Here is a 23,719-nt window from a genome sequence, read left to right on the forward strand (position 1 = left end):
ATGCGGCTCAACAGCTGGCGCAGTGGCTACGGTTTTTACCCGCCCCCTTGGCGCAATAAAGCGCCGCATCGGCCGCGGCCAGCAACGCACCTTCCCCCTCCAGCAGTTGCTCTGCCGTGTAGGTGGCAATGCCAATGCTGGCGCTAAGCTGAATATTATTTGCCACCACGATGTCGAGATCGTTGATGGCCTGGCGGATCTCCTCTCCAATCCGCTGGGCCGCATCTCGATCGGTATTGCCGAGGATCAGGGCAAACTCGTCACCACCAAAACGGCAGGGCAGATCCGCCGGACGCTGGCAGAAGGATTGCAAAAGATGGCCCACCAGCTGGAGGGATCCATCCCCCATCTGATGACCAAGATGATCATTACACGCCTTGAAGTTATCCAGATCCAGCATGATGAGGGAGAGCGGGGTATGTTCACGCATGCTGCGCCGCCACTCGTTATGCAAAAAGCTGTTGAACAGCCGCCGATTGGCCAGTCCGGTCAAGGGATCATGTTGGGAGAGGCTGGCAACTTCCAGCTCCAGCAGCTTGCGCTCGGTGATATTGATATGGGCGATGGAAAAAAACTCGGCATCAAGCCCGGGTACCGGCGCTACTCGCATCATAAACCAGCGCTGGGTGTCGGGGCTGTGGCAGGGGTATTCCAGATAGAACTTCTCCTGCTGATGACGGATGACCCGAAGGATCCCCTCCACGGCAGCCAATCCAGAGGGCTCGGATTCAGCGTCACAAGCCCCCATGTAATTGACCCCAATCCAGTTATATCCCTTGGGCATGCCGTTTTGCTCGGCAAACAGATCCCAGGCGAGATTGGTGTAATGGATCACGCCATCCCGATCTATCACCGATATCTGGTCTTCCAGCGAATCCAGCAGCGCAGCCAGATGATGGGCTCGCTCGGCGAAGTGACTCTGCCGCGTCTGTATATCATCCGCCATGGTGGCCATCCTGTGGCAAAAGTGGCATACCGCCATCTATTAACAATTAAGTCAGCAGATAGAGTAAAGCACCCCATTCCCACTTAGCCAACTGAGACCAAATTTCACCATCGAACACTATCCGGCAAAGTTTCAGGCCAGTTTCCCTGTTCCAGATAACAAGAGCGCATCATGAGCATATGTCTCTGATAAGTCACATTTAATGACCACACCACTGATTTTCACAGGGGATGCCATCTCCTTCCCCATCCATCTTGGTACCAGGGCAGTTTTGTAAAAACCAGGTTGCCTCCTCGCAGGAGGTCATCTGGGAGCAATGCTGCCGACCATCACACTGACGAATAAAGGTCGTTGTCTGTGGCGTGCTGACCGAGGTGCTGATCTCCTCCTGATTGAAAGAGGAGACCGGCAATGGCGCCATCGACTCGGCCGAGAAACGGGAATAGATGGAAAAGAGGCCGACGAGCACCAGCAGAGGGATCAATTTGCCACTCCAGCTGCTCTTGCGACGTCGATAGGGGTTACTTCTCTCTCTGGTCAAGGTAGGTCGTGGCGGCTGACTTGCCGCCCGAAACGATGGCGCCGCCGATGATGCGGCCGATCTTGCTGCTGATGATTCGGCCAAGGGCACGGCATCCGCCAACGTGAGCGGGCGATCGGGGAAAAAGACCTGTAACGCCCTTGGCTTGCCATCCTGGCCACTGCCGATCAGATAGGTGACACGCTCCCCCGGCTCTGGCACCCGGCCATCTGATTGCAACGCCGTAACATGCACAAACAGCCCTGCACTGCGTGCTCCATTGATTGCCTGCTCGGCGCCATTTTGCTCCGGCGTAATAAATCCAAAGCCGCGCGCCTCGTTCCAGCTCGCGATCCGTCCCTGATAACGCATCTGTCCATCCTTGTTGTTATCCATGTGAGCACTATCTTGCCCGACAATCATGTTGCCCAAAAGTGCTGCGGCCCGACAGGGGGACGCAGAGTCAATCTCAACACGGTGATCGGGTGCAGCCTGCGTTAAGGATCAAGCCAGCTGGGACACCTTGATGATCTCGGCGATGCGACCCAGCATCCGCAGCGAGGTGTGATGCTCGGTGGCATCTGTGGCGGCGCAGGCATCCTCCAGAATGGTGATGGCGTAGTCGCGATCGTGGCCATCTCGCGCCGCCGCCTGAATAGCCCAGCTGGTGCTCACCCCGCACAGATAGAGGTGGTCGATGTGATTGGCCCGCAGCGCAGGCTCCAGCGCCGTGCCATAGAAGGGGCTGACCCTGGGCTTGGCCAGCACCAGATCACCGGGTTGCACATCCAGATCCGGGTGAAAGTCGGTGCCTGGGTCGGTAAGCGAGAGCGCCCCCAACTGGTGAGCGCGACCAAACATGGGAGACCCCTTGGGTTGCAGCTGATAGCCGCCGTCAAAGCCCACCTTGATCAGCACTACCAGCCAACCGTGGGCGCGGGCCAGCGCCTGATTGGCATGCGCAATGGCATCCTGCTCCACCACGTGGGCTGCCGAGGCGGCAATGCGCCCGTCGGGATGGGCAATATCGTTGATAAAATCGATCACCAGCAGTGCCTTGTTCATCACCTTTGCTCCTTCGCGCATTCAGCCCGTGCTATCTGGTTTCTACCTGTCAAACCAGCCCCAGTGCATAGCGCAGCGCCATCTCCTTTAAGGGGCCAGCTTTATCCGCCAGATTGAGGGCCAGATTACGGGCCAGCTTGAGGGGGCCAATCTCGTTGCTGGACACCCCGTAGAAGAGATCCATCCCCGACTGCATCAGCAGGTTGTCGGGACGACGGCGCCGCTCGTAGCGCTCGGCCAGCACAAGTTGATGCCAGTCAGCGCCAGCACCTTGCAGCAGATCAGCCCAGCAGGCCACATCCTTAAAGCCGAGGTTGACCCCCTGCCCCGCCAGCGGGTTGATGGTGTGGGCAGCATCGCCGAGCAGCACCACCCGACCGGCGTGGTAGTCGTTGGCGTGGCGGCGCACCAGCGGGAAGCTCCCCTTGCCGGTGACGGTGAACCCGCCGAGCCGACTCGGGAAGTGGCGGCGCACTTCGGCGGCAAGCCCTTCGTTGCTCATGGCAGTGAGCACCCGGATACGGGCCGGGCTGTCATACCACACCAGGGAGCCGTGCTGACCGGGCAGCGGCAGGAAGGCGCGCGGGCCGCTCGGGGTGAACTGCTGCCAGGTGATATCTTCCTGCGCAAAGTCGGTGTCGATATTGATCAGCATGCAGTGCTGGCGGTACTCGAAGCGCGATACGCCGATACCCGCCAGCTTGCGGGTGTGGGATTCGGCACCATCGCAAGCCAGCACCCAGCGAGCCGCCAGCTCGGTGCCGTCGTCCAGAGTCAGCACAGCTTCATCTGCACTCTGGCGCAGGCTGGTCACCGCCGCCGGGGTGTGGGTCTGGATGGTGGGAAAATCCTCCATCCGCTTGAGCAGGGCGAGCTGCACCAGCCGGTTTTCGATGATGTAGCCGAGCTGGGGCAGACCGAGATCGGCGGAATTGAAGCGGGTGGCAAAACCGTCCAGCTCCCAGGTCTCCAGTCGGCGGTAGGGGCAGAGCCGCATCTGCTGCAGATGGTGCCAGGCACCGGCCTGCTCCAGCAGCGCCACCGAGGCCTGACTGATGGCGGAGACCCGCAGATCCAGCGGCTGCTCCGGCGCGTAATGCTCCGGCAGTTGGGTCTCGATGACCCGCACCGAGAGACCCTGAGCCGCCAGCAGACAGGCAGTGGCGGCGCCCACCATGCCGGCGCCGACGATGGCGATATCACACTGTTCCATACATTTATTCCTGAAAGGGTGCGTCCGGCGACAGCGCCCGGACGTGAACCGGATGGCTGCATGATAGCGCAAGGGCGGCTGATAAACAGTGAGACAAACAGGGAATTGCTGCGTCAAATCAAGGAGAAAGCTTATTGAGCTTGCTGGCAACAGGTATCGGGTGAGCACCATTGCCAGCTGGATATTAGCTAGGCAGTATCCAGATTGCGGAGTAAAATGCGCGGTCCTTTGACCATGCCGATTTCAAAACAAGTCAAGAGAAGCAATGAGCAAGAAACTTCACATTAAAACCTGGGGTTGCCAGATGAACGAGTATGACTCGTCCAAAATGGCCGACCTGTTGGATGCCAGCAATGGCTACACCCTTACCGAAGAGCCCGAAGAGGCAGATGTCTTGCTGCTCAATACCTGCTCCATCCGCGAAAAGGCGCAGGAGAAGGTGTTCCACCAGCTGGGACGCTGGAAAAAGCTCAAGGCCAACAAGCCCGGTCTGGTGATCGGCGTGGGTGGCTGCGTTGCCTCTCAGGAGGGCGATGCCATCCGCCAGCGCGCTCCCTATGTGGATATCGTGTTCGGCCCGCAGACCCTGCATCGCCTGCCCGCCATGATCAAGGAAGTGCAAGAGGGCCGTGGTGCCCAGGTTGATATCGCCTTCCCCGAGATCGAAAAATTCGACAGCCTGCCCGAACCGCGCGCCGAAGGGGCCACCGCCTTCGTCTCCATCATGGAAGGCTGCTCCAAATACTGTACTTACTGCGTGGTGCCCTACACCCGCGGTGAAGAGGTGAGCCGACCGCTGGACGACGTGCTCTACGAAATCGCCCAGCTCGCCCAGCAGGGCGTGCGCGAAGTGAACCTGCTCGGCCAGAACGTCAACGCCTACCGCGGTCCGACCTTTGATGGCGGCATCTGCACCTTCGCCGAGCTGCTGCGTCTGGTGGCCGCCATCGACGGTATCGATCGCATTCGCTACACCACCAGCCACCCGATCGAGTTCACCGACGACATCATCGAAGTCTACAAAGATACCCCGGAAGTGGTCAGCTTCCTGCACCTGCCGGTGCAGAGCGGCTCCGACCGTATTCTGACCATGATGAAGCGCCCGCACACCATCCTGGAGTACAAATCCAAGATCCGTCGCCTGCGTGCCGCCCGTCCCGACATCACCATCAGCTCCGACTTCATCGTTGGCTTCCCGAACGAGACGGACGAAGACTTTGAAGCGACCATGAAGTTGATCGAGGATGTGGGTTTCGACATGAGCTTCAGCTTCATCTTCAGTCCGCGCCCGGGCACCCCGGCCGCCGACATGCCAGACGATGTCGACATGGAAGTGAAGAAAGCCCGTCTGGCCCGCCTGCAGCACGTCATCAACAACCAGGCGATGCAGATTGGCCGCGCCATGCTGGGCACCACCCAGCGCATCCTTGTGGAAGGGCCCTCCAAGCTCGACCCGATGCAGCTGTGTGGCCGCACCGAGAACAACCGGGTGGTCAACTTCGAAGGCCAGCACACCCTGATCGGCGGCTTTGCCGACGTGGAGATCACCGAGGTGCGTCCCAACTCCCTGCGCGGCAAGTTCATCCGCGGCGAGAGCGAGATGAACCTGCGGATCGCCACCGCCCCGAGCGAAATCCTGGCCCGTCGCCCGGATAACGTACCGGACGAGCTGGGCGTTGCCGCCTTCACTCCCCATTAATCCCCTCCTCCCCATTCGCCCGGCGGATGGGGAGCGCCTTGAGACGAGGATATTTTGAGCCGACACATCTCGACCCTGAATCTGCATCTGGAGCCCGCCGACAACCAGCGCCTTGCCAGCCTGTGCGGCCCCTTCGATGACAACATCAAGCAGCTGGAGCGCCGCCTCGGCGTCGAGATCAGCTACCGTGACAGCCACTTCCAGTTGGTGGGCAAACCGGCCCAGCTGGATGCCGCCGCCGTCATCCTCAAGCACCTCTATGTGGAAACCCAGCCCCTCAAGGGTGGCAAGGTGACCGACATCACTCCCGACATGGTCCATCTGGCCATTCAGGAGTCGCGGGTGCTGGAGCAGGATGACGAACCGGCGCCGAGCATCCCCTATGGCAAGGAGGTGACGGTCAAGACCAAGCGCGGTCTCATCAAGCCACGCAGCCCAAATCAGGCCCAGTACATTGCCAATATCGTGCGCCACGATATCTGCTTCGGCATCGGCCCGGCCGGTACCGGCAAGACCTATCTGGCGGTCGCGGCGGCGGTGGATGCGCTGGAGCGTCAGGAAATTCGCCGCATTCTGCTGACCCGTCCGGCGGTGGAAGCGGGTGAGAAGCTCGGCTTCCTGCCTGGCGATCTCTCCCAGAAGGTGGATCCTTACCTGCGCCCGCTCTACGACGCCCTGTTCGAGATGCTGGGCTTTGAGCGGGTCGAGAAGCTGATGGAGCGCAACATCATCGAGGTGGCGCCGCTCGCCTATATGCGCGGAAGAACCCTCAATGACGCCTTTATCATTCTCGATGAGGCCCAGAACACCACCACCGAGCAGATGAAGATGTTCCTCACCCGGATCGGCTTCAACTCCAAGGCAGTGGTCACCGGCGACATCACCCAGGTAGACCTGCCGCGCAACGCCAAATCCGGCCTGCGCCACGCGCTGGAAGTGCTGCCAGGGGTCGATGGTCTGTCGTTCAACTTCTTCGAGTCCAAAGACGTGGTGCGCCACCCTGTGGTGGCCCGCATCGTGCAGGCTTATGAGGCGTTCGATGCCAAACAGGCAGCCGAGAAGGTGGCCGGCCAAACAAACGCCAGCAAAGAGAGCGAGCAATGAGCGTAACCCTGGATCTGCAGCTGGCCAGTGCCAGCACCGACGGCCTGCCCACCGAAGCCCAGCTGCAAGGCTGGCTCGACGGCACCATTCTCGGCTTCCAGCAGGAGGCAGAAGTGACGGTGCGTATCGTCGATGAGGCGGAGAGCAACGAGCTCAACCTCACCTATCGCGGCAAGGACAAGCCCACCAACGTGCTCTCCTTCCCGTTCGAGGCGCCGCCCGGTCTGGAGCTGCCGCTGCTCGGCGATCTGGTGATCTGCCGTCAGGTGGTAGAGCGCGAGGCCGAGGAGCAGGGCAAGCCCCTCATGGCCCACTGGGCCCACATGGTTGTGCACGGCAGTCTGCATCTGCTAGGTTATGACCATATCGAGGATGAGGAAGCCGAAGAGATGGAAGCGCTTGAGCGCGACATCATGCTGGAGCTAGGTTTTGCCGATCCTTATCTGAACGACGAAGAGTAAAGAACCGGATGGTCATCGTCTTGAAACAGCAGATGGCCATCCTTATATAACCCGAACTATTTCAAGTGTGTTCATACGAGTAACCAAGAGAGAAAATGACCGACGATCACCCTAGTACCGGCTCGCCGAAGAAAACCTGGCTCGACAAACTCAGCCAACTCTTCCAGGGCGAGCCAAAAGACCGCAATGATTTGGTAGACGTGATAGCCGATGCCGAAGAGCGCGACCTCATCGATCAGGACACCAAGGACATGATCGAGGGGGTGCTGGAGATCGCCGATCTTCGCGTGCGCGATATCATGATCCCCCGCTCCCAGATGGTGACCATCGAGAAGTCCCAACCGGTGGATGCAATCCTGCCGGTGATCATCGAGTCCGGCCACTCCCGCTTCCCGGTGATCAACGAGGACAAGGATCATGTGGAGGGCATTCTGCTCGCCAAGGATCTGCTCCCCTTCGGGTTTGGCGGCCATCACGCCAGCGAGCCGCTGCAGCTCGAGAAAATCTTGCGCCCCACGGTGATCGTGCCGGAAAGCAAACGGGTTGACCGTCTGCTCAAGGAGTTCCGTGAAGAGCGCTACCACATGGCCATCGTGGTCGACGAATTTGGTGGCGTCTCCGGTCTGGTGACCATCGAAGACATACTGGAACTGATCGTTGGCGAGATCGACGACGAGTTTGACGACATCGAGGATGAGCCGGACGAGATCCGCCGCCTCAGCAAGCGAGTCTTCTCCATCAGCGCCCTGACCGAGATCGAGGATTTCAACGACTTCTTCGGCACCAAATTCAGCGATGAAGAGGTGGATACGGTAGGCGGTCTGGTGATGCACGCCTTCAGCCACCTGCCCAAGAAGGGCGAGGAGATCGAGCTGGACGGCTACCTGTTCAAGGTGATGCATGCCGACCGGCGTCGTCTGCAGCAGTTGCAGGTGAAGATCCCCGAGCACCACGCGGCGGCGCAATCCGAGCCGCAATAGGCAGATCCGCTCGATGTGTGAAACAACGCCCCGACCTCGGGGCGTTGTGCTCTCTGCCACCGGCATCGAGGCTCGCCGTTGCCCCGCTTACAGGTTAAGATACTGGCCATTCGACCCCAGTTGCACACCAAGACGAGCACCATCGCCCGTGAGATTATCCCCCGTTACTTCCAAAATTCTGTTAAGCCTCAGTGCATTGGCCTCTGGTGCCATCGCCGTGCTGGCCTTCTCCCCCTTCGGCTACTGGCCGCTGGTGATCCCCTCCCTGCTTGGCCTCTACGCCCTGCTGGACAAAGCCACGCCGAAACAGGCCGCCTGGCGCGGCTTTGGCTACGCCATGGGACTCTTTTTGCCGGGGCTGTGGTGGATCCATGTCAGCATGACCGAGTTTGGTGGTATCCCGCTACCGGTCGCCTTTGTGCTGCTGGCCGGGCTCTCCGCCTATCTGGCACTCTACCCGACGCTCGCCTGCTGGGTCTTTGCCCGCTTCTTTGGCGGCCGTCACTGGAGCCGCTGGCTGCTCGCCTTCCCGGCCCTGTGGTTGGTGGCTGACTGGCTACGTGGCTGGGTGATGACCGGCTTCCCCTGGCTCTGGTTTGGTTACAGCCAGATCGACGGCCCGCTCAAGGGCTTTGCACCCATTCTCGGGGTGCAGGGCATCACGCTGGCGCTGTTGTTCTCCGCCTCCGCCATCTGGCTGGTGTGGAAATCCCGCTCCCCGCTCTGGCTGGCGGTGCCTGCCCTGCTGGTTGCCGGTGCCCACGGCCTGATGCAGCTCAACTGGGTCACCCGTGGCGAGCCGGTCAAGGTGGCACTGGTGCAGGGCAATATTGCCCAGTCCCTCAAGTGGGATCCCGAGGCGCTGGCCCCCACGGTGCGCACCTATCAGGATTTGAGCCGCGAGAATCAGGATGCCGACATCATCATCTGGCCGGAATCAGCGATCCCGGCCATCGAGAAGGCGATGGGCCCCTATCTGGAGAATCTGGACAAGGCGATGAAGGTGAACGATACCGGCCTGCTGGCTGGGATTATTCACTACGACGAGCAGCAACAGCGCTTCTACAATACCGTGCTCGGCATGGGTGTGCAGGATGCGGATGGCAAGGAGTCCTACTTCTACAACCACTCCAACCGCTACAACAAGTACCACCTGCTGCCCATCGGCGAGTTCGTGCCCTTTGAAGATCTGTTGCGCCCCATCGCCCCCTTCTTCAACCTGCCGATGTCCTCCTTCAGCCGGGGTGACGAGGTGCAGCCCAACCTGATCGCCAAGGGGCTCAAGTTTGCCGCCGCCATCTGCTACGAGATCATCTTCCCGGAGGAGGTGCGCCGCAACGTCAATGCCGATACCGACTTCCTGCTGACCGTCTCCAACGATGCCTGGTTCGGCACCAGCATCGGCCCCTGGCAGCATATGGAGATCGCCCGGATGCGCGCGCTGGAGCTGGCTCGTCCGCTGCTGCGCGACACCAACACCGGCATCACCATCGTGACCGAGATCGATGGCAGCATCATCGGCCAGATCCCGCAGTTTGAAGCGGGCGTGCTGCGCAGCGAGGTACGTCCCGCCCACGGCGAGACCCCCTACATGCGCTTTGGTAGCTGGCCCCTCTACGGTTTGACCGTGCTGCTGCTGGGTCTGGCGCTGGCGCTGCGTCCCAAGGCGCACCCCTGGGCCCGCGAGCTGTAATGGCCATCCGCAATCCCTGATACACAACGAGGCGCCCGCAGGCGCCTCGTTTTTTTACGACAGCTTATCACGCATCTTTTTGCAGGCAGCAGATCACATAGCCGTAGCTGCCGAGATATTGGCGGTGGATGGCCACTTCCCGGCTCAAGTCCTGCCAGGCAGCACTCTCCCCCAACTCGTCTCGATAGCGCACCAGATTGACCTCGATAGGGTCCAGATAGTTGTTCCAGGCGCTCATCGGCAAGGGAGTGTGTGACAGGCAGCGGTAGCCTGCCGCTTGTACCGTCTCAAGCAGGCCCGCCAGCGTCTGCATGGCGGGATAATCCTGCTGCCAGAATGCCAATGCCTCCTCGGGCGGGTTATCGGTCAGCCAGACCGCATCACTGAGCACGATGCAAGCCTGTGGGCTCGCGAGCAGCGGACGCCACGCCTTCAGTGCATTGGCAACCCCCATCACGTAAGCGCTCCCCTCTGCCCAGATGAGGTCGGCCGGGGCCAGATCGTCCGGCAGTGCCGCCATGTTGGCGCAGAGGGTGGAGACATGCTCAAAGCCCGCTGCACGGGCGGAGTGCGCCACGGCAGCCAGCGCCTCCTCTTCCAGATCGATGGCCACAATGGCGGCATCAGTCACCTGAGCCAGCGCCATGGTCGAGGCACCGCGCCCGCAGCCCATGTCGAGGATCCGGCGCGGCCGGATGGGCAAGGCGGCAAACTGCTGCTGGGTGAAGGCGCGATCCCCCGGCCCCCAGTAACTCATGCCATCCAGCAGCTGGATAAAGTCCTTGATGTAACGCTCATGCTCATTCATATCTTTGCTCAACCATTGCAAGTGGTAGCGATCTTTCTCGCTAAAACCCTGTTTCATCACCCACGCGAAGTAGGCCTCCGGTGCCTCGCGCTGCAGTTGCAGCTGCCAGGCCTTGAATTCCTCACCGGAGCGTGGGCGCAGCCCTGCCAAGTCCGCCAGCAGATCCCGAGCACGCTGCATCCGCACCAGCTCCTCATCCAGCTCCCTGACCCGGGCCTGCAATGCCGCCTGATCTATCTCGCCAGCCAGACAGGCGAGGCACTGCTTGAGGCTGAGACCACCTGCCTGCAGGGCCTGCACCATCTGCAGTCGCTGCAGATCCCCCTCGTCATAGTGGCGATAGCCGTTGGCGGCCCGGGTACCGGCAATCACCCCCAGCTTCTCGTAATAGAGCAAGGTTGAGCGGGCGAGGCCGCAGCGGCGGGCCAGTTCGGATATCTTCATGGCAATCACTCACAGTGCGGGCCCTCAGATGACCCGATAGAGACGAACTTAAACTGTGAAGCTATAGACAGGTCAACGCCCTTTTCCAGAGATCCGCCAACAAAAACGGCCACCCGAGGGTGGCCGTTGTCAGCGCTATCTGTGATAAAGCAACGATGCTACCGGCTCAGAGACCGGCCGCCTCCAGATGTTCCACCAGCAGCTGCACGCTGCGGTTGCCGCGCCACTCGTTGACGTCAAGCCGGTAGACAAGCCGCACCCGCTTCACCGAGGCATCGGGCCAGCGCTTGAGATCGACGCCAAAGGCGATGGCATCCACCGCATGACCGGAATCGGTTGTCAGCATCATCTTGAGGTGCTTCTCCCCCACCAGCCGCTGCTGCACCAGCACGAATTCGCCGTCGAACAGCGGCTCGGGGAAGGCCTGACCCCAGGGGCCGGAGGCGCGAATCAGCTCCGCCAGCTCGAGGTTGAGCTCGTCTGGCAACAACTCGCCATCGGTGAGCAACACCCCGGTCAAAAGCTCCGGTGTCACCAGCTCGCTGATGACCGCCTCAAAGGCCCGACCGAACGCCTCGATGTTGGCCTTGGGCAGGGTCAACCCCGCCGCCATGGCGTGGCCGCCAAACTTGCCCATCAGGCCCGGATGGCGGGTATCGAGCAGTTCCAGCGCATCGCGCAAATGCACGCCGGGTATGGAGCGGCCGGAGCCCTTGAGCTCGGTCTCGCTGCTCTCGGCAAAGGCGATGACCGGGCGGTAGTACTTCTCCTTCACCTTGGAGGCCACCAGCCCCACCACCCCCTGATGCCACTCGTCCCGGTGCAGCACTATGCCCGACGGCACCTCGCCATCGCGAAACCGGATCTGCTCCAGAGTGGCGAGGGCCTCCTGCTGCATCCCCTGCTCGATCTCCTTGCGCTCCTGATTGAGGCTGTCCATCTCGGCCGCAAGCTGGCGCGCCAGATTGAGGTCATCGCAGAGCAGACAGGCGACCCCGAGGGACATGTCATCGAGGCGTCCTACCGCATTGAGGCGTGGCCCCAGTGCAAAACCGAGGTCGGCGGCGGTGAGGCGGCGACCATCGCGGCCCGACACATCCACCAGCGCCTGAATGCCGGGGCGACAGCGCCCGGCCCGGATCCGCTGCAAGCCCTGATGGACCAGAATGCGGTTGTTGCCATCGAGCGCCACCACATCGGCCACCGTGCCAAGCGCCACCAGATCGAGATAATCCGCCACATTGGGGGCGCGCAACCCTTGCCGTTCGTACCAGCCGAGCTGACGCAGATGGGTGTTGAGGGCCGCCATCAGGTAGAAGGCCACCCCCACCCCGGCCAGCGACTTGGAGGGGAAATCGCAACCGCGCTGGTTCGGGTTGACGATGGCATCGGCGTCAGGCAGCTCCTGACCCGGCAAATGGTGATCGGTAACCAGTACCTGCATGCCGGCCGCCTTGGCAGCCGCCACCCCGGCGATGCTGGAGATGCCGTTATCCACCGTGATCAGGAACTCGGCGCCGCGCGCCACCGCCAGCTCGACAATTTCGGGGGTGAGGCCGTAGCCAAACTCGAAGCGGTTGGGCACCAAAAAATCGATGTGGCGACCGCCCATGGCGCGCAGGGCCAGCACACACAGGGCCGAACTGGTGGCACCGTCGCAGTCGAAGTCGCCGACAATCAGGATCCGTTTCTGGGCGGTCAGGGCATCCGCCAGCAGCGGCACCGCCTGCTCCATCCCATAGAGGCGCTGGGGCGGCAACAGCTGGCTGGCGCTGCGCTCCAGCAGGGCGGGATCCTCTACGCCACGGCTGGCGAAGATTTGGCGAAGCAGAGGATGCAAAGTGGCAGGCAGATGGGAATCATCAACTCGCGGACGACGACGGATTTGCAGGGACATCAATATGATCCAGTATCTTGAGCAGCTGTTCGGGGCTCTGATACCCGCGCACCAGATCCCCGTCGGAGGAGACCCAGGCCGGCAGTACCTTGACCCCCAACCATTGGCTCAGGCCAATATTTTGGATAAGGGTCTCACTACATGCCGTTTGAGGCAAATAGGCTTTTAACGGATCATTTTGCAGCAGGGGATCGCTGCACCAGTCGGCGGCCCGCTCGGCGTGATCAATCACCGGATAGAGTGCCACGCTCACCCCGGATGCCTGCAAGTGTTGCAAGGTGCCGGAGAGCTGACGACGTTTGGCATCCTGCTCGCCGAGAAACAGTGCAACCCGGTGACGCTCATCACGGGCCTTGAGCACGATGGGGGCATGAGCCACCTGCGCCAGCCCAAGTCGGCGCTGCTCGCGCATACCCGAGATGGTCAGGTTCTTCATGTCGCGAGTCATATCCAGCATGACCCCCTGCACCACATAATCCCCTTTGGCATCGCTGTAGAGCACCCCCTGTGAGGTGCCCAGCATATACAACCCCGCAATCGGGGTCGGTTCAACCAGATAGACGGGAACCCCCAGCCGGGCCGTGATGGTCTGTTTCAAGGCTTGGGTATCCATCCCCGCTCTGGCAGCAAATGTGCACAAAAGCATCATTCCCAGTAGTAAATACTTCACTTGTTTACTCACGTGGTATGAATGAATCGACCCAGCAAACTACAGCAGCGCAGCTCATCATTCAACCAGCTACTTACCAAAAAATTAATATCACTTTGTACCAAAAAAATGGCTCCCTCCGATTGCCAAGGACTCATAACGCCCGCAAGCTAGTCAGGACGACAGGAACAACGCGGCTTAGCCTCTGTTTTTCCTGACAAGAGTTCGCCCTTTGGCAAGGGTAATCAACGCGCTATCTTGTTTAATTTCGGAGGAAATAATGAGTCTGATTCAAGAGTTCAAAGCCTTTGCCGCCCGCGGCAACGTCATCGACATGGCGGTCGGTATCATCATTGGTGCCGCCTTCGGCAAAATTGTCTCCTCTTTTGTCGGTGACGTGATCATGCCGCCCATCGGCCTGATCCTGGGCGGCGTGGACTTCAGCGACCTGGCGGTCACCCTGAAGGCCGCAGAAGGTGCAACACCCGCCGTGGTCATCGCCTATGGCAAGTTCATCCAGACCATCATCGACTTTCTGATCATCTCTTTTGCCATCTTCATGGGACTGAAAGCCATCAACACCCTGAAGAAAAAGCAGGAAGAGGAAGCCGCCGCCCCGGCAGGCCCGACCAAGGATCAGGAGCTGCTGACCGAGATCCGTGATCTGCTGAAATCTCAACAGGAGCGTTAAGCCGACTCCCCAGACTGGTGTGTATGTGTGTCACGATGCCCATGGGCTATGGTTAGATAGCGTAAAGTTATATAGGCGTCGTGACTATGCAAACCTCCAATGCTGCAAACTCCAATCACAGCTTTATTCTCCGTTTTCTTTTGCTGCTTGCGCTGCCACTTGTTTTGACCACATTGGGTAGTGCGTACCTTTTTTCTGTTATGCAGAAAAACACCTTGCTAAGCACCGCCAGATTTTTTAACGATAGTACTGCGCAGCAATGGGATAACTCACTATCTTCGGTTGAGAGGCAAATAAATATCATCATTGCCGACATTACTGAGAATAATGGAGACCTTCCCCCGGAATTAAAACAACGTTATCGCGACATTTGGCAATACCTTCTTTACCCTGATGGCCCAATAAAAACCGTGTACTACATGCTTCAGGATAACAAGCATATCAATTTCTCTCTTCATCCTACCCCGATTGAGTTCAAAGAGTCGGAACGTCCATGGTACCGCAATGCTATCGAGCATCCCGGCATCAATATCTGGAGTTCCCCTTACATTGACGCGATTGAAAAAATGCCGGTCGTCACCCTTTCCCATGCTGTTTTTAATAACCAGGGGGAATTTCTTGGCGTGATTGGCATCGACCTGAACTTGAAAGTATTTTCAGCACGTATAGGGCGGATTCTGGAGAGTAGTAACAATGTTGTATATATGCTCTTTGACCGAGGCAGTAAGATGATTGTGGCTCACAGCGACCCTCAGGAAAACGGCAGTCGACTTGACCAACCATGGATTTCTGAATTGAAAGGCAGGAATGGTACCTTAATGAGTAAAAATGGTGATCTCATTTCATATCACGCCCTTCACAACAACCCATCGTGGCTGGTTATTACTGTATTTCCATTCGAGAGCGATATTTTGATTGGTGAGATACTGCCTACTATATTTATCACTCTGGTATTATCATTATCGATATTCACACTGGTTGCTATTATTTTCAGGCAACGTCTGGAGCATACAATCAGCACATTGGTACAAGTTGTTAGACAATTGCGTATCACCCCTCCAGGGCAACAAATTATTATCCCCAAGCTGGCAGGCATAGAGGAACTGGAGGATGAAATTGTAATGATTTCAGACAAAATGCAGGCCGAAACAGAAAAATCGCTGCGTGATGCATTAACCGGCGTGTACAACCGCCGTCATTTGGAAGAGGTGCTCGCAACTCTACATAAAGAAAATAGCCAATATATATTGGCGATTATCGACATTGATAACTTCAAAAAAATAAATGATACCTATGGTCATCCCATCGGTGATGCCGTTTTGAAGCGCACCGCTCAGCTCGGTAGCCAATTGCTGGAGGAACAGGCAACCCTGTGCCGCTTTGGGGGGGAAGAGCTGGTCGCTATTTTTGAACAGACGGATATTGCCAGTGCACAGCAGTTGATGGAGCAGTGGCGTATCAGCATGGGGCAACAGGATTGGCGTGAAAAGGGCTTAAGCGTCTCCTTTAGCGGTGGCATTGCCGAATCCCTGAATGATGCGCCAGACAGTGTGATGGCCCGCGCCGATGCAGCCCTTTATCAGGCTAAACAAGCGGGCAAAAATCGGCTGCAACGGGCTTAAGCGCGGGGGTGGTGCTCCCCGTGCAGCGCCTTGAGTCGCTCGTTGGCCACATGGGTGTAGATCTGGGTGGTGGAGAGATCCGCGTGACCCAGCAGCATCTGCACAACCCGCAGGTCAGCGCCATGATTGAGCAGATGGGTGGCGAAGGCGTGGCGCAAGGTATGGGGGGATAGCTCACCGTTGATCCCGGCCCGCAGGGCATAGAGCTTGATGCGGTGCCAGAAGGTCTGGCGGGTCATCATACGGGCCTGCTTGGAGGGAAACACCACATCCGAGCTGGTGCCCCCCAGCTGCAGGGTACGGGCCTCGCGGTAGTAACGCTCCAGCCAGTGCATCGCCTCCTCGCCCATCGGCACCAACCGCTCCTTGTTGCCCTTGCCCACTACGCGCACCAAGCCCTGACGCAAACTGACATGCTCGGCGGTGAGCCCCACCAGCTCGGAAACCCGCAAGCCGGTAGCGTAGAGCAGCTCCAGCATTGCCTTGTCCCGCAACTCCAGCGGGTCATCCACCAGCGGCGCACTCAAGAGTGCCTCCACTTCCGCTTCGCTTAAATCGGAGGGGAGTTTTTTCGGCAGCTTGGGCCCCTCCAGCAGCACGGTCGGATCATCGCTGCGCAGCTTCTCGCGGTTAAGATACTGGTAAAAGCGGCGCAGGGCCGAGAGAAAACGGGCGGTGCTGCTGGCCGCAAACTGGTGATCGACCCGCCAGGCAAGGTAGTGCTGGATCTCGTCCATCCCCGCCAGCAGCAGCGAGCTCCCCTGCTCGTCGAGCCAGAGGGAGAACTTCTCCAGATCGCTGCGATAGGAGCTGACCGTGTTGTCAGACAATCCCCGCTCCAGCCAGAGGGCGTCGAGGAAGGGTTCAATCAGGGGATGTGGGTCAGGCTTGCTCATGGTGCGCTGCAATCAGGGGATCGATGGCCCATTGTAACGCGCCAACTCCTTGGAAAGACAAGGCACTTTCATTGGAAAGATAAGGCACGTTTGCCACACCCCTTGCCGGGCGGTGAAGGTCGAATGGCAATCTGCTAGACTGGCGCCCTCCCCTTGCGTTACCCATCGTGTTGCCAACATGGCGCAGCCCACACGAGCATGCGAGAACGCGCCAACAGAGAGAAGAGCAATGAAGATTGGTCTGTTTTACGGTTCCACCACCTGCTACACCGAGATGGCAGCCGAGAAGATCCGCGCCCTCATCGGCCCCGAGCTGGTGGATATTCACAATATCAAGGATGTCTCCCTGCGCCGGATGGAGGATTACGAGATCCTGATCCTCGGCATCTCCACCTGGGATTTTGGCGAACTGCAGGAGGACTGGGAGTCCCGCTGGGAAGATATCGCCGACCTCCATCTGGAGGGGCGCATCGTGGCCCTGTTTGGCCTCGGCGATCAGCTCGGTTATGGCGAATGGTTCCAGGACGCCCTCGGCATGCTGCACGATCAGCTGGTGCCAAAAGGGGTCAAGCTGGTGGGCTACTGGCCCAACGAAGGGTACGAATTCGATGCCTCCAAGGCACTGATCGACGATGGCCGTCACTTCGTCGGGCTGGCCCTCGATGATGCCAACCAATATGACCAGACCGATCCGCGCATCGAGCAGTGGGTCGAGCAGATCCTGAGCGAAATTCACGCCCTGCTCTGATCTTTCCCACGTTTTGGCAAAACGACCCTGAGCGCCTGGCCCTGGCCGCCGGGCGCAGTTATCGCACCGATTCTCTCAATCGGTATCATCGCATGACGCTATAGCGACTTTTTTGTGCTGGTCTGCAACAATGGACTCGACATCCCATAACAATCAGAGCCGGATGTCGGAAGCAAACGGACAGACCAGAAAAGGATATTCTATGACTCCATTCTCCCTGTTGGCCCCCGCCATCGCCCGTGACGTGCTCGATCACGCGCTGGCGCTGGGTGCCGATTTTGCCGAGCTGTTTGTCGAGCGCAAGCGCCGCAGCCAGCTCAGCCTGCTCTCCAGCCAGATAGAGAACATCAGCGGCGGCCTCGATTTCGGTATCGGCGTGCGCCTCTGTTACGGCCACAAGGTGCTCTACGGCTACACCAATCTGGCCAGCCGCGACGAACTGCTGCGCATCGTCACTCTGCTGGCGGCCAAAGACCGCCGCGACCCCGTGGTGACCGCCACCGCCTTCGATTTCACCCGCCTGAGCGATCGCAACCCGGTGGCGCTGCCGCTCTCGGCAGACAAGCTGCTGGAGCAGAAGATCGCCTATCTGCACGCCATGGATGCGGCGGCCCGCGCCGAGAGCGACAAGGTGAGCCAGTTCTCCGGCAACGTGCTGGGCTGGGAGCAGGAGGTGGAGATCTTCAACAGCGAAGGGGTGCAAGTGGCCGATCGCCGCCACTACAACCGCATCATGGCCCAGACCATCGCCATGGAAGGAAGCGAGCAGAGCGTCGGTTACGAGGCCCCCGGCGCCCTGATGGGCTGGGAGCATGCCGATCGCATCGATCCGCGCGAGCTGGCCCTCACCGCCACCCGTCAGGCACTGGTGAAACTGGGCGCGGCTCCCTGCCCGAGCGGTACCCTGCCGGTCATCATGGAGAACGGCTTTGGCGGCGTCATCTTCCACGAGGCGTGCGGCCACCTGCTGGAGACCACCTCGGTGGCTAAGAAGGCGTCGGTATTCCACGACAAGATGGACCAGCTTATCGCCAATCCGGTGGTCAATGCGGTGGACGAGGGACTGCAAGGCAATGCCTGGGGCTCCATCAACGTCGATGACGAGGGGATGGCGACCCAGCATACCCAGCTCATCAAGGACGGCGTCTTGACCGGCTTTCTGGTGGACAGAATGGGGGCCCTCAAGACCGGTTATGCCCGCACCGGCTCCGGGCGGCGCGAATCCTACAAGTACGCCCCCACCTCGCGCATGCGCAACACCTATATCGAACCAGGCAACCACAGCCTCGACGATATGCTGGCCACCGTCGAACATGGCATCTACGCCAAGAAGATGGGGGGCGGCTCGGTACAGCCCGGCACCGGTGAATTCAACTTCAATGTGCAGGAGGCCTACCTCATCGAGCACGGCAAAATCACCAAACCGCTCAAGTCGGCCACCCTGATCGGCACCGGCCCGCAGGTGCTGAAAGAGATCTCCATGGTGGGCCGCAATCTGGCACTGGCCGCCGGCATGTGCGGCTCGGTCTCGGGCTCGGTCCCCACCTCGGTGGGCCAGCCGGCGCTGAAAGTGGACAATATCCTGGTGGGAGGGAACGCCTGATGAGCCAACTCGACATGAACCAACTGCTCACCCGCCTGCTAGGCAAGGTGGCCGACCTCGGCGCCGAGGCGGATATCATCGCCAATCAGGATAAAGCCTTCTCCCTCAAGTCAGACAAGGGCGAACTCGGTGAATACAAGGTCACCAGCAGCCAGCAACTCGGTATTCGCCTGATAAAAGAGGGTCGGGTCGGCATCGCCTACTCGGAATCCCTCGATGAGCTGGCGCTGGATGCCATGCTGCAGGATGCGCTCGATGCCAGCCGCTTTGCCAAGGTGGATCCGGATCAGCGCATCTCGGTGGCCAATAGCCGGATCACCACAGATTGCGCCGAGATCAACCAGCCCGATACCACGCCGGTTGAGGAGAAGATCGCCCTGGCCCTGCGCCTCGAATCAGACATGCTGGCCATGCCCGATGTGAGCGGCGCCCCCTACAACAGCTTCTTTGAAGGGGAGAGCCAGCTCTGGCTCGCCAACAGTCAGGGCACCCTCTGCCAGCACGGCGAGTTCAGCGTCGGCTGCTACACCTCGGCGCTGGTGGAACGGGATGGCCGCCAGTCGATGCACTCGCAGGGGCAGTATGGCCGTCGCTTCGACGAGCTGGATAGCCAGGCCCTGATCGAGCAGATCTACGCCATCGCCGATGGTCTGCTGCCCGGTGAAGCGGTGCCGAGCGGTCGCTACAGCGCCATCTTCAGTACCAACTGCTTTGCCAGCCTGTTTGGCTGCTTTCAAGGCGTGCTGTCGGGCAAGTGGGCCCAACAAGGGATCAACCCCTGGCGCAGCAAGGTCGGCCAGAGCGTAGCGTCACGCTGGCTTACTCTGGAAAGCCGGGTCTATATGCCGGGCGGCATGAACATCAAGGCGTTTGATGGCGAGGGGGCGGCCAGCTCGGATCTGCTGCTGATTGGCGAAGGGGAGCTGAAAACCCTGCTCCACAACAGCGCCACCGCCCGCCACTTTGGCGTCGCCAGCAACGGCTCGGCCGCTCGCGGTGCCCGTAGTGCCCTCGATGTGACCGCTCGCCATCTGGTGTTTGGCGCGGGCCCCCACTGCGAAGCGGAGGTGCAGAGCGGCGACTATCTGGAGCTGGTCAAGCTGGACGGCCTGCATTCGGGTGCCGATGCGGTGAGCGGCGACTTCTCCTTTGGCGCGTCAGGGTTCCTCTGTCGCGATGGAGTTCGCCTGCGGCCGGTGCGCGGCATCACGGTAGCAGGCAACTTCTACCGCCTGCTGGGCGAGCTGGAAGCGGTCGGCGATACCCTGCACCACAACGACGGCAAGGGCTTCTACGCCCCGCAGATCCGTTTTGGCGGCCTCTCCGTCGCGGGCAAGTAAACGCCCCGACGAAACCTGCAAGTAAGAAAAAGGCGCCTGATGGCGCCTTTTTGCTCGTTATCTCGTCCGCCTTGATGGCATGACTCAGGGCGAGAGCGGCTCGCGGTGATACTCGGCGCAGCCGCATTCGGGGCAGGTATCAAGCTGTTGTGGGTGTAGCACGGTATGGCGCCAGCCACACTGGTCGCACACCATGACCCCGAGCCCTACCCAATCACCCGCTTCGTAAACCCCCTTGTGCTCCAGCTCGTCGGCCAGCTCGCGCCACTCCACCTGGGCGCGGTCGGTCACATCCGCCAGCCAGGACCACACGGTGTCTTTGAGGGCCAACATAAAGGCAGACTCTTCCACCTGCGCACTATCGTCATGGCGCCCCTCGTCATAGTTGCCCAGATCCCGCTTCACGTACTCGGCGATGAGCGCCAGTTCGTCTTGGGTCAGGTCGCTGGCAGCCTCCAGATAGGCCTGCACCTTGGCAATCATCCGGTTGAGGCGCTCCCCCTGGAACTCTTCAGTCTCTTGCCACTGTTTTTGCAGCTCGGCAATGAAGGCTTCGTACCCTTTTTGACGTTTGTCCATGGCTCTAACTCCTCTACTAAACCCTGATCTGGCCCGGCTTAAGGCCCAAGGGACGCTGGCGGTTGTTGCCGCCGCAGGATATGGGTATTCTATTGCGATTTCCCAGCTGATTTATCTATTCATTTCACAGATCCGGATGTCACCAATGCAAGAGCAATACGTTCCCCAATCAATCGAACCAGCAGTGCAAAAGCACTGGGATGCCAAGAAAACCTTCAAGGCCGTGGAGAAGGTAGACAAGGAGAAGTTCTACTGCCTGTCCATGTTCCCCTATCCGTCTGGTCGACTACACATGGGGCACGTTCGTAACTACACCATAGGTGATGTGATCTCCCGTTATCAACGCCTCAATGGCAAGAACGTGCTGCAACCCATAGGTTGGGATGCATTCGGTCTGCCGGCCGAGAACGCCGCGATCAAAAACAATACCGCACCGGCGCCCTGGACCTACGAAAACATCGAATACATGAAGAACCAGCTGAAGATGCTGGGGCTGGGTTATGACTGGGATCGTGAAGTCGCCACCTGCAAGCCGGATTACTACCGCTGGGAGCAGTGGTTCTTCACCAAGCTCTACGAGAAGGGTCTGGTCTACAAGAAGACCTCTTCCGTCAACTGGTGCCCGAACGACATGACAGTGCTGGCCAACGAGCAGGTGGTCGACAACTGCTGCTGGCGCTGTGACACCCCGGTGGAGCAGAAAGAGATCCCCCAGTGGTTCATCAAGATCACCGACTACGCCGAAGAGCTGCTCAACGACATCAACAATCTGGAAGGCTGGCCAGAGATGGTCAAGACCATGCAGCGCAACTGGATTGGCCGCTCCGAAGGGGTCAACATCAGCTTCGCTATCGAAGGTCAGGCTGAGCAGCTGGAGGTCTACACCACCCGTCCGGACACCTTCATGGGCGTCACCTATGTCGGTATCGCTGCCGGTCACCCGCTGGCGCTACAAGCAGCCCAGAACAATCCGGAGCTGGCCGCCTTTATCGAAGAGTGCAAGAACACCAAGGTAGCCGAAGCAGAACTGGCCACCATGGAGAAGAAGGGCATGGCCACCGGCCTCTATGCCATTCACCCGCTGGATGGCCGCAAGGTACCGGTTTGGGTCGCCAACTTCGTGCTGATGAACTACGGCACCGGCGCCGTAATGGCGGTTCCGGCCCACGATCAGCGTGACTTCGAATTCGCCACCAAATATGGCCTCGACATCAAGGCGGTGATCAAGCCGGTTGATGGCGACGTCGACGTGAGCGAAGCCGCTTATACCGAGAAAGGTGTGCTGTTCAACTCCGGCGAGTTCGACGGTCTCGACTTCCAGGGCGCCTTCGATGCCATCGCCAGCAAGCTGGAAGGGCTGGGCAAAGGCAAGCGCACCGTCAACTACCGTCTGCGCGACTGGGGTGTCTCCCGTCAGCGCTACTGGGGTGCCCCCATCCCGATGCTGACCCTGGCTGACGGCTCCGTGGTGCCGACGCCGGAAGACCAGCTGCCGGTACTGCTGCCGGAAGATGTGGTGATGGATGGTATCCAGAGCCCAATCAAGGCTGACGCAGAGTGGGCCAAGACCACTTACAACGGTCAGGAAGCGTTCCGCGAGACCGATACCTTCGACACCTTTATGGAGTCCTCCTGGTACTACGCGCGCTACTGCTCTCCGGACTACGACAAGGGCATGCTGGATCCGGCGGCTGCCAACCACTGGCTGCCGGTGGATCAGTACATCGGCGGTATCGAACACGCCTGTATGCACCTGCTCTATGCCCGCTTCTTCCACAAGCTGCTGCGTGACGCTGGCCTCGTGAACAGTGACGAACCGTTCAAGCGCCTGCTCTGCCAGGGCATGGTGCTGGCCGACGCCTTCTACTACAAAGACGAGAAGGGCGGCAACGTCTGGGTCAGCCCGACTGACGTCAAGGTAGAGCGTGACGAGAAGGGTCGCATCACCAAGGCCATCGACAACGAAGGCCGTGAGGTAATGCACTCCGGCATGACCAAGATGTCCAAGTCCAAGAACAACGGCATCGACCCGCAGCTGATGGTCGAGCGTTACGGCGCCGATACCGTCCGTCTGTTCATGATGTTCGCCTCTCCGGCCGAGATGACCCTGGAGTGGTCCGACTCCGGCGTAGAGGGGGCCCAGCGCTTCCTGCGTCGCCTGTGGCGCGTCACCTTCGAACACGTTTCCGGTGGCGCCGTTGCCGCACTCGATGTAGCTGCTCTCACCAACGAGCAGAAAGCGGTACGCCGTGAACTGCACAAGACCATCGCCAAGGTGAGCGATGACGTGGGTCGCCGTCAGACCTTCAACACCGCCATCGCCGCCATCATGGAGCTGATGAACAATCTGGCCAAGCTCGGCAACGACGAGCAGGACCGCGCCCTGATGCAGGAAGCGCTGGAAGCTGTCGTTGTTATGCTCTACCCCATCACCCCGCACATCGGCTTCGAGCTGTGGAAGATGCTGGGCAAGGGCGACGACATCGATCACGCAGCCTGGCCGGTGGCCGATGAAGCGGCCATGGTCGAGACCGAGAAGCTGGTGGTGGTACAGATCAACGGCAAGATGCGCGGCAAGCTGACCGTACCGGCCGAGATCAGCCAGGCCGACGTCGAGAAGCTGGCGATGGCCGATGCCTCGGTACAGAAGTTCACCGACGGGCTGACCGTGCGCAAGGTGATCTATGTACCTGGCAAGCTGCTCAATATTGTCGCTAACTAATTGGCTGCCAACTGATTGGTTACCAACTGATCATTGCCA

Annotated in this window: 20 protein-coding genes; 11 read left to right on the top strand and 9 right to left on the bottom strand. The window is 59.7% G+C overall.

Features of this window, described 5'->3' with window-relative positions:
* Positions 1 to 7 precede the first annotated feature (7 nt).
* The 4 genes from AACT07_RS01820 to AACT07_RS01835 all read right to left on the bottom strand — a co-directional run bounded on the left by AACT07_RS01820 (position 8) and on the right by AACT07_RS01835 (position 3,744).
* Positions 8 to 946: a sensor domain-containing diguanylate cyclase gene (locus tag AACT07_RS01820; RefSeq protein ID WP_069526425.1), complete on the bottom strand. Its 939-nt coding sequence runs from the start codon at positions 944 to 946 to the stop codon at positions 8 to 10.
* A 199-nt stretch (positions 947 to 1,145) separates the two neighbouring features.
* Entirely contained in the window at positions 1,146 to 1,838 is a 693-nt protein-coding gene (locus tag AACT07_RS01825) for a cold shock domain-containing protein (RefSeq protein WP_069526426.1), read from the bottom strand.
* 132 nt (positions 1,839 to 1,970) lie between these two features.
* Positions 1,971 to 2,531: a cysteine hydrolase family protein gene (locus AACT07_RS01830; protein WP_069526427.1), complete on the bottom strand. Its 561-nt coding sequence runs from the start codon at positions 2,529 to 2,531 to the stop codon at positions 1,971 to 1,973.
* 49 nt (positions 2,532 to 2,580) lie between these two features.
* The gene (locus AACT07_RS01835; RefSeq protein WP_069526428.1) at positions 2,581 to 3,744 is read right to left on the bottom strand and encodes an FAD-dependent oxidoreductase; all 1,164 of its coding nucleotides are present in this window, start codon (positions 3,742 to 3,744) and stop codon (positions 2,581 to 2,583) included.
* 265 nt (positions 3,745 to 4,009) lie between these two features.
* Here AACT07_RS01835 and miaB point away from each other — a divergent pair, with 265 nt between their 5' ends.
* From miaB to lnt, 5 genes are all read left to right on the top strand, one after another.
* Positions 4,010 to 5,443: a tRNA (N6-isopentenyl adenosine(37)-C2)-methylthiotransferase MiaB gene (gene miaB / locus AACT07_RS01840; protein WP_005335132.1), complete on the top strand. Its 1,434-nt coding sequence runs from the start codon at positions 4,010 to 4,012 to the stop codon at positions 5,441 to 5,443.
* Positions 5,444 to 5,497: 54 nt separating this feature from the next.
* Complete coding sequence (locus AACT07_RS01845; protein ID WP_005362369.1) at positions 5,498 to 6,547, top strand: PhoH family protein; 1,050 nt, start codon at positions 5,498 to 5,500, stop codon at positions 6,545 to 6,547.
* Entirely contained in the window at positions 6,544 to 7,008 is a 465-nt protein-coding gene (gene ybeY / locus AACT07_RS01850) for an rRNA maturation RNase YbeY (RefSeq protein ID WP_069526429.1), read from the top strand. Before AACT07_RS01845 ends, ybeY begins: the two co-directional genes overlap by 4 nt.
* A gap of 95 nt (positions 7,009 to 7,103) precedes the next feature.
* Positions 7,104 to 7,988, top strand: a complete 885-nt coding sequence (corC, locus tag AACT07_RS01855) for a CNNM family magnesium/cobalt transport protein CorC (RefSeq protein WP_005354092.1) — start codon at positions 7,104 to 7,106, stop codon at positions 7,986 to 7,988.
* 148 nt (positions 7,989 to 8,136) lie between these two features.
* Entirely contained in the window at positions 8,137 to 9,681 is a 1,545-nt protein-coding gene (gene lnt / locus AACT07_RS01860; protein ID WP_069526430.1) for an apolipoprotein N-acyltransferase, read from the top strand.
* Between the two features lie 67 nt (positions 9,682 to 9,748).
* On the opposite strand, the gene AACT07_RS01865 is transcribed toward lnt, so the two are convergent.
* The 3 genes from AACT07_RS01865 to AACT07_RS01875 form a co-directional block, all read right to left on the bottom strand.
* Positions 9,749 to 10,933, bottom strand: a complete 1,185-nt coding sequence (locus tag AACT07_RS01865) for a MerR family transcriptional regulator (protein WP_069526431.1) — start codon at positions 10,931 to 10,933, stop codon at positions 9,749 to 9,751.
* A gap of 166 nt (positions 10,934 to 11,099) precedes the next feature.
* A complete protein-coding gene (recJ, locus tag AACT07_RS01870; protein WP_069526432.1) occupies positions 11,100 to 12,830 on the bottom strand; it encodes a single-stranded-DNA-specific exonuclease RecJ in 1,731 nt (576 codons plus the stop codon).
* Complete coding sequence (locus tag AACT07_RS01875) at positions 12,796 to 13,443, bottom strand: disulfide isomerase DsbC N-terminal domain-containing protein (protein ID WP_005335146.1); 648 nt, start codon at positions 13,441 to 13,443, stop codon at positions 12,796 to 12,798. The genes recJ and AACT07_RS01875 overlap by 35 nt, the downstream gene beginning before the upstream one ends.
* A 316-nt stretch (positions 13,444 to 13,759) precedes the next feature.
* On the opposite strand from AACT07_RS01875, the gene mscL reads away from it, so the two are divergent.
* Together mscL and AACT07_RS01885 are read left to right on the top strand one after the other, a co-directional pair.
* Positions 13,760 to 14,170: a large-conductance mechanosensitive channel protein MscL gene (gene mscL / locus AACT07_RS01880; protein ID WP_005335147.1), complete on the top strand. Its 411-nt coding sequence runs from the start codon at positions 13,760 to 13,762 to the stop codon at positions 14,168 to 14,170.
* An 86-nt stretch (positions 14,171 to 14,256) separates the two neighbouring features.
* The gene (locus AACT07_RS01885) at positions 14,257 to 15,792 is read left to right on the top strand and encodes a sensor domain-containing diguanylate cyclase (RefSeq protein WP_069526433.1); all 1,536 of its coding nucleotides are present in this window, start codon (positions 14,257 to 14,259) and stop codon (positions 15,790 to 15,792) included.
* Here AACT07_RS01885 and xerD read toward each other — a convergent pair.
* Positions 15,789 to 16,688, bottom strand: coding sequence for a site-specific tyrosine recombinase XerD (gene xerD, locus AACT07_RS01890; RefSeq protein ID WP_069526490.1), 900 nt, complete (start codon positions 16,686 to 16,688; stop codon positions 15,789 to 15,791). The two genes, AACT07_RS01885 and xerD, sit on opposite strands and share 4 nt — an antisense overlap.
* Positions 16,689 to 16,917: 229 nt before the next feature.
* Here xerD and fldB point away from each other — a divergent pair, with 229 nt between their 5' ends.
* The 3 genes from fldB (at position 16,918) to AACT07_RS01905 (ending at position 20,379) form a co-directional block, all read left to right on the top strand.
* Entirely contained in the window at positions 16,918 to 17,436 is a 519-nt protein-coding gene (gene fldB, locus AACT07_RS01895; RefSeq protein WP_005335151.1) for a flavodoxin FldB, read from the top strand.
* A 202-nt stretch (positions 17,437 to 17,638) separates the two neighbouring features.
* On the top strand, positions 17,639 to 19,039 hold the full coding sequence (locus AACT07_RS01900) for a TldD/PmbA family protein (RefSeq protein WP_069526434.1): 1,401 nt from the start codon (positions 17,639 to 17,641) through the stop codon (positions 19,037 to 19,039).
* Complete coding sequence (locus tag AACT07_RS01905; RefSeq protein WP_069526435.1) at positions 19,039 to 20,379, top strand: TldD/PmbA family protein; 1,341 nt, start codon at positions 19,039 to 19,041, stop codon at positions 20,377 to 20,379. The genes AACT07_RS01900 and AACT07_RS01905 overlap by 1 nt, the downstream gene beginning before the upstream one ends.
* 84 nt (positions 20,380 to 20,463) lie before the next feature.
* Here AACT07_RS01905 and AACT07_RS01910 read toward each other — a convergent pair whose 3' ends face one another.
* Entirely contained in the window at positions 20,464 to 20,958 is a 495-nt protein-coding gene (locus AACT07_RS01910) for a zinc ribbon-containing protein (RefSeq protein ID WP_069526436.1), read from the bottom strand.
* Positions 20,959 to 21,103: 145 nt separating this feature from the next.
* On the opposite strand from AACT07_RS01910, the gene leuS reads away from it, so the two are divergent.
* Positions 21,104 to 23,680 carry a leucine--tRNA ligase gene (leuS, locus tag AACT07_RS01915; protein WP_069526437.1) on the top strand — a complete coding sequence of 859 codons (2,577 nt, stop codon included), beginning with the start codon at positions 21,104 to 21,106 and terminating at the stop codon, positions 23,678 to 23,680.
* Positions 23,681 to 23,719: the final 39 nt, after the last annotated feature.

It is taken from the genome of Aeromonas sp. ANP5 (assembly GCF_963870295.1).
Taxonomy (GTDB): Bacteria; Pseudomonadota; Gammaproteobacteria; order Enterobacterales; family Aeromonadaceae; genus Aeromonas; species Aeromonas veronii.